Below are 6,741 nucleotides of genomic sequence, written 5' to 3'. Positions count from 1 at the left end.
GCACGTCCATTAATGCGCCGAGATGATCAAGATCACTAATCAGCGCATGGAGAGTTACTGCAAATGCTCCAATAAAGTCGGGCCGAAGACTTCCTGCCGAATCTGATCGGCGGCAATTCCGCGATCAAGCAAAGCCTGACGCTGCTCACGCATAAAAGCACCGGGGCCACACAAATAATAGTCCCCGTTTTTTGGCAACAACGCCGGGTCCAATCGATCCAGCTGCAGATAACCGACATGATCAAAATCATTCGTTACCTGATCGTCCTCTGACGGTACGGCATAAGAAAAATGGGTGGTGAGGACGGATTCTTTGGCAGAAAACTTCTGCAAGGCTTGCAATTCTGCCTTGAGGGGATGGTGATGCCCATTGAGGGTGGCGTATAAAAAATGTACCGGACGCGCAGGCATATGCCGCAAGCTGTCGTGCAACATGCTCATCATGGGGGTAACGCCGACGCCTGCGCTGATGAGGATTAACGCAGCGTTGGCATTTTTAGTCATGACGAAATCGCCGCAAGGAATGCTTACCCACAATGTGTCGCCTTCATCGAGACTTGCATGAAGCTGATTCGACACCATGCCGGCGGGGTTACCCTGTACGCTTTGGTCCTCTCGCTTGACGCTGATACGCCAATGCGCCTGATCTGGTGCGCCGGACAAACTGTATTGGCGCAATTGGCGCAAGTTCAACGCCGCTATCGTTGTGGCGACACTGATGTATTGACCGGGCTGAAATGACGGCAACGGCAAACCATCGGCTGGCTTGAGATAGAAAGAGGTGACGGTTGCGCTTTCTTTTTGCTTGCGTGTGACGATCATCTCGCGCTGTTGTCCGGGTGCAATCTGATGCGCCTGGTACTGTTTTTCTTCTTCGCCGATCAACGCATCAGCCAACAAGCCGTAGGCCTCAGCCCAGGCAGCGATCAGTTCCGGCGTCGCGGCTGCCCCGAGCACCTCGCTAATGGCGGCGAGCAAATGGTGGCCGACGATTGGATAGTGCTCGGCACGGATACCGAGGCTAATATGTTTTTGCACAATCCGGCCGATCACGGGCGTCAGAGCATCTGGATTATCGATATTGGCCGCATATGAAAACAAAGCACCGGCCAGGGCCTGCTGCTGAGTGCCATTTTGCTGATTGCCCATATTGAACATGTTCTTCAGTTCGGGATGCGCTGCAAACAAACGCGCATAAAACCGGGTGGAAATGGCGACGCCGTGCTCACGTAGTACGGGGACAGAAGCATCGATATAGGGACGAGCGCTGGTAGAAATCATCAGTAATACTCCAAATGTTATATTTTAAATGCAACAATTAAAAGCCAAAACAACTAAAAATGCAGCCTGTGCGGTCAATACTGCAAAAAACGTTTATTGCAATACCGACGACTGAAAATGCATGCGCGCGATGATACTTGTTGTTTGTGGCCCGGCTGTTTCCGGTTGTACCAATTGGGCCAGACTGTAGCGATTCATGTTGGCGTAAAACTCGCGTTGGCCACTATCGAGGATGCGCTTTAAATAGCAGTTTCCCTTCAATACGCATCGCGGCTGTTCGCAATCAACAAGCTCGATATGCCCTTCCATCACCTGCAAAATATCGCCGAGATGCAAGGTCTCAGGCGCTTGCATGATGCGTACGCCACCGTTACGCCCCGGTGTGGCGATGATCCAACCCTGCTTGACCATCCGATTAACGACTTTATTGAGGTGGTTTTTCGGAATATCAAAACGTTGCGCCAGTTCCCCCACAGTCACCAGACTTTGCTCCGGTATGACGGCCAGATACATCAATACGCGTAATCCGTAATCGGTAAATTTCGTGAGTTGCATTGCGCATTTCTTGTGAATGTTGAGGATTGGCAAAGAGAATACATTTAATACATCTAAAATGCAACAATAAAGATATCGAAACCAGTCCACAACAGTCATCACTGCATCCTGACGATTCTAATACCAGCTAAATATTGCTACCAAACTGACCTGAGACGTTACGTTTCAGAATCAAACGCTGGCATGCATCAATCTGCACATCTCCCCCATCTGCAATCGGTCCGTTCGCCCGGACAGGTAGCGATCATTGAGCTGCTGCGAACTAAAATTATGCGCCTCACTGAAGCCGAGCGCGTGCAGTTTGCTGCTCAGGGATGCTGGATCAAGATAGGTTTTCCAGGGTTCTCCGCCTGCGGTGATCTGTGCTGTCACCGATTCCAGACTGACGCGCTCGGTCGGCGTTAGCGTTGAAGGCGGTACGCCGTAATCAAAAATGACGGCGCTTCCCGCGGCGCAGGAGGCAATAAAACTCAGTGTCTTCATGATGGCCGCTTCTTCGATATAGAACGTCACACCGAGCCATGAAAAAAATACCGGGGCATCTTTGCGCAGTCCGGCCTGCATCAGGACTTGCTCCAGGTCAGACTCTTCGAAATCAATCGGTACATAGGTCAGGTCTGCCGGTATCGCAATACCGGCTGCATGCAGGCATGCGCGCTTCCATGCTTGCGTGGCAGGCAGATCGACTTCAAAGATACGCGCATTTTGCGGCCCGCAACGGTAAGGGTAAGTATCTAGCCCTGCGCCGAGAATGACGTATTGGCGCACCCCGTTGCGCTCAGCGGCTAACCATTCATCTTCAGTCAATCGGCTGCGTACCACCATCAAGGCTCTTAGTTGCGTTGATAGCTGATCATTATGTTGTTGGTAATGACTACGTAGCCAGGTTTCTTCTGTACTCCCCAATATGCGCAGGGCTAACGGATCGTCTAACACTAAAGGGCTGTCGAGAAGTTGATGTGTCGCGCGCATGATGGCAACCATTTGTGCGCTCGGCTTGGGCCCGGCGTTATCGGTGACGCGCAATGGCGATTGCACATGCGGAGTCGTCTGGAAGTCTTTCTCGTGCATAGTCATCCTCTCCTGTAGTGTTAGTCCATCGGTCACATACTTATTGTACAAATTCAACATCAATATATAGACCCCTGCCCATCAAACGAAAGCTGTCAGTATTGACAGCTTTCGTTTTTCAAAGAGGTGGAAATAACCGTCTTCACTGACGGACAGTTAACTGGTGGACCCATCGTAAAACGCCCGATGTAGTCACATCAGGCGTTTATTTTTAATACAACGATGACAACAATCGCTCATGACTCGACTATGTAGTCCTCCATCTGAGGTGTGCGCAACCTGCGCCGGTACTCGCTCATGCTACCGACCCAATTGTTGGTATTGCGACCGTCCGGTCCGATGTACCAGCTATGGCAGCCTGATTCGAATGGCGTGTTGCCATTGCGTTGCCGTAATTCCACGTTATAAGCGTACTGAGCCTCGCCACGCACTTCCATTGCGCGCAGACCACGCTTCTCAAGCTGCTGCGCGCATTGGGCGATGTAGTTGGCCTGTGTTTCCAGCATGTAAATGATGGAGCCGATGCCTAAGTTGGTATTGGGGCCGTACAGCATAAAGAAATTAGGAAAGCCAGCCACGCCAACACCAAGGTAAGCCTCAGCGCCATCGCGCCACAGTTCGCGCAAGGATAGTCCGTTACGGCCCGTCAATTCCATCGGTGCCAGAAACTGCGTAGCAGCAAAGCCGGTGCTATAGATAATGGCGTCAACCTTACGCAGCTTGCCGTCAGTGCTGTTGATGCCATCGGCGGTGACGTCGGTGATGGCCCCGGTAACGACTTCCACATTGGGCCGTGTCAGGCTTCTGAACCAGTCGTTCGAGAGTAAGGTCCGTTTGCAACCCAACGGGGAGTCTGGCGTGAGCTTACGACGTAGCGCAGGATTGCGTACTTGTATGCGCATCTGCACCTTGGACATCAGTTTCAGTACGCCGTCGGCAAGCTTACTCAACAGGCCGCGCCTGACTGTTGCGCAGGCGAGGAATTCCATGAGCCCGAAAATACGCCAGCGGTCGAGGCTGTACAACATCGGTACGGTATTGAACAGCCAGCGCTCAAATCGGTTAAAGGTGTGATCAAACTTCGGCACGCACCATCCAGGCGAACGCTGGAACAAATAGAGCTGCCTGACTTGCCCGGCAATTTCGGGAACAAACTGTACCGCACTGGCCCCGCTACCGATCACGGCCACGCTCGCTTGGCTGAAATCGTAATGGTGGTCCCAGCGCGCCGAGTGAAAAGTCTTGCCGGTAAAGTGTGCAATGCCCGGCAAGTCGGGATAAGCGGGACGATGCAACTGTCCTACTGCCGATATGAGTATGTTGACTTCCATTTCCTCGCCATCGCTAAATTGCACCCGCCACAGCCTGCGTACTGCATCGTAGGCGGCACTGACGACTTCTTTGCCGAACCGAAAATGGCGCTGCAAATCGTATTTGTTCGCTACATGTCGGGTGTAGGCGAGGATTTCCGACTGTTTCCCGTAACGGCAACTCCAGGGATAGTGCGCTTCGAAGGAGAAAGAATACAGATGCGAGGGAATATCGCAAGCAGCACCGGGATAGGTATTTTCACGCCAGACGCCGCCTGTCTCCTGCGCCTTTTCGAAAATGGTGAAGTCCTCGATACCGGCCTGTTTTAAGTAGTAGCCCATACTCAAACCAGCGAAACCGCCGCCGATGATGGCAATACTGAGCGGTTGTCGGGACATGCTTTTAACAAGTTTTAGCGGCATACCTGAGCCTCCACTTTTTGAATAAATGCAATAAGCGACTGCGTAATATATTCAGCCGATTCAAGATTCGGCGTATGCCCGGCATCGGGCACTTCAATGTAGGGGCAACCGATTAGCCGGGCCATGTTCTTTGACTCTGTCGGAGGACGCACAGTGTCATGTTCGCCGCAGATAATGAGGGTGGTTTCCGGATCAAGTTCCCCAAGACGTGCCAGCAAATCGCGTCGATTGAAAGTCATGCGACCAATCGGCACGATACTGTCGATGACTTTGCCCGCATCGAAGGTCGCCAGCAGATGACGGTAGGAAATTTTTAATTTTTCCGCCACCGGATTATCGCCAGACGCAAAAAAAATCAGCAACAATTCTTCAATGCGTTCCGGTGTAAATACCCCTGACTTTTCAACCTCATCAAGCATGGATAAAAAGCGCAACCTTGAGACCTCAGGTTCAGGGCCAAGATAGGTCGAGATCAAACCGGTTGCCGCAATGCGCTGCGGAAAAGCCAAGGCAAGTTCTCCGGCCAGCATGCCGCCGACCGACTGACCGATGACGATACATTTTTCAGCTTCCAGGGTATCGAGCAGGGGCAGGAGGTGTTGCGCCAAAGCTGTTAAGTCGGCCGTGCCTTGAGGTAATGATGCAGAAAACCCATGCCCCCACAAGTCCGGCACGATCACCCGGCAATGCGCCTCAAGTGCGCGAATCTGAGGCGTCCACATCATCGCGTTGGCCATGTAACTATGCAACAAAACAACCGGAACGCCCTGCCCGCGATCGACGTAATACATGGCACTGCCAGCGACGTTAATTTTCGGCATATCAAGCACTCGCATTCAAGATCAGTGAAACGTCGGCTGGCGCTGAAACCTGTAGCGTTGGCGTCAACTCTTGCGTCAAATATCCGGCCAAAGCTGCAATCGTTTGATAGTCGAAAAACACCGTCGGCTCTATATCCAATTGGTAGAGTTGATTGAGCGCATTGAGAAACGGTAGCAACATCACTGAATCGAAACCAAATTCACTCACCGGAATATCCAGTGCCAGCTCTTCCTGCGCAATCCCGACATGCTTAGCGACCAATGCAGTGACTTCAGATTCAATGCGCACTTGTAAGGTATCGGCACAGGCCAACAATGCCGGGGCTGGAGCTGAGACTATCGCTTCAGTCAGCATCGGATCGGCTCGCATCGGCTGCGCCACTGCCACCGTTTGCAACGCAACCGGTGTAGGTATCCAGCAGCGCTCCTGCATAAACGGATAGGTCGGCAAACTCAGACGCCGAGGCTTGGTTAAGCAGATATCCGAGCCGTATAACTGTTCCCACGACACCTCCATCCCTAACACCCATAACGCTGCCAACTTGCTTATTTTTCCGCCTGCGATCCACTTCCCAATCGCCTCCTGCAACGCTTCATCGGCATGGAACAGTGCCAGCGTATCCTGTTCGCGTTTGCCTGCGCCGTGATACGTATGAGCCAGTGTCGTAGCGCCTTTTATATAGCGCGATAAGCGATCCTTCAAGCCTTCAACTGTATCGACAACGAACGCACAGCGCACCTCCAACGCCTCACGCCCGACCTGTAAGGTGTAGGCAAGATCGATCAGATTGACGTCATGCGTCTTCAGATGGCTGAGCAACTGCGTTACCTGCACCATCAGTCGGTCCTCGCTGCGGGCCGAGAGCAAAATCAGGACCTGGCCATTGAATGCTGTAACAGGCCGCTCTGGGGCGATATATTCTTCCATTACCACATGGGCATTGGTTCCACCAAAACCGAACGAACTCACGCCTGCACGGCGCGGTAACGCTATGCCGCGATCGTCTTTGAACGCCTCCCAAGTCTGCGCTTTCTGAACGATGTAAAACGGGCTATCGCTTAATGCGATGTACGGATTGATCTCTTCACAATGCAAACTCTTGACCAATGTGCGATGGCGCATTTGCAGCAAGACTTTGATCATCCCCGTCACACCGGCGGCCAGTTCCAGATGACCGATATTGCTTTTGATTGAGCCTACTGCGCAATATTGCGCAGGCAAACCTTCATCGATTCGTGCTTGTCCGTGGTACTCGGCATAGAACTACTGAGTCGGAGAC

The 6,741-nt window shown here is 52.4% G+C and carries 6 protein-coding genes; all 6 read right to left on the bottom strand.

The window, feature by feature from the left end:
* Nucleotides 1-54: 54 nt before the first annotated feature.
* The 6 genes from hmpA to ACVBEF_RS19890 all read right to left on the bottom strand — a co-directional run bounded on the left by hmpA (nucleotide 55) and on the right by ACVBEF_RS19890 (nucleotide 6,683).
* The gene (gene hmpA, locus ACVBEF_RS19915) at nucleotides 55-1,281 is read right to left on the bottom strand and encodes an NO-inducible flavohemoprotein (protein ID WP_447125656.1); all 1,227 of its coding nucleotides are present in this window, start codon (nucleotides 1,279-1,281) and stop codon (nucleotides 55-57) included.
* A 93-nt stretch (nucleotides 1,282-1,374) separates the two neighbouring features.
* Nucleotides 1,375-1,836 carry an RrF2 family transcriptional regulator gene (locus tag ACVBEF_RS19910; protein WP_447125655.1) on the bottom strand — a complete coding sequence of 154 codons (462 nt, stop codon included), beginning with the start codon at nucleotides 1,834-1,836 and terminating at the stop codon, nucleotides 1,375-1,377.
* Nucleotides 1,837-2,007: 171 nt separating this feature from the next.
* A complete protein-coding gene (locus ACVBEF_RS19905) occupies nucleotides 2,008-2,907 on the bottom strand; it encodes a class I SAM-dependent methyltransferase (protein WP_447125654.1) in 900 nt (299 codons plus the stop codon).
* A gap of 236 nt (nucleotides 2,908-3,143) precedes the next feature.
* The gene (locus ACVBEF_RS19900; RefSeq protein WP_447125653.1) at nucleotides 3,144-4,640 is read right to left on the bottom strand and encodes a flavin-containing monooxygenase; all 1,497 of its coding nucleotides are present in this window, start codon (nucleotides 4,638-4,640) and stop codon (nucleotides 3,144-3,146) included.
* Nucleotides 4,631-5,461 (bottom strand): alpha/beta fold hydrolase, encoded by an 831-nt coding sequence (locus tag ACVBEF_RS19895; RefSeq protein WP_447125652.1) that lies wholly within the window; start codon nucleotides 5,459-5,461, stop codon nucleotides 4,631-4,633. Before ACVBEF_RS19895 ends, ACVBEF_RS19900 begins: the two co-directional genes overlap by 10 nt.
* 1 nt (nucleotide 5,462) lies before the next feature.
* Nucleotides 5,463-6,683 carry a KS-MAT linker domain-containing protein gene (locus tag ACVBEF_RS19890; RefSeq protein WP_447125651.1) on the bottom strand — a complete coding sequence of 407 codons (1,221 nt, stop codon included), beginning with the start codon at nucleotides 6,681-6,683 and terminating at the stop codon, nucleotides 5,463-5,465.
* Nucleotides 6,684-6,741 lie beyond the last annotated feature (58 nt).

The organism is Glaciimonas sp. GG7 (assembly GCF_052976905.1).
This window is presented reverse-complemented; position numbering and strand designations above follow the sequence as displayed.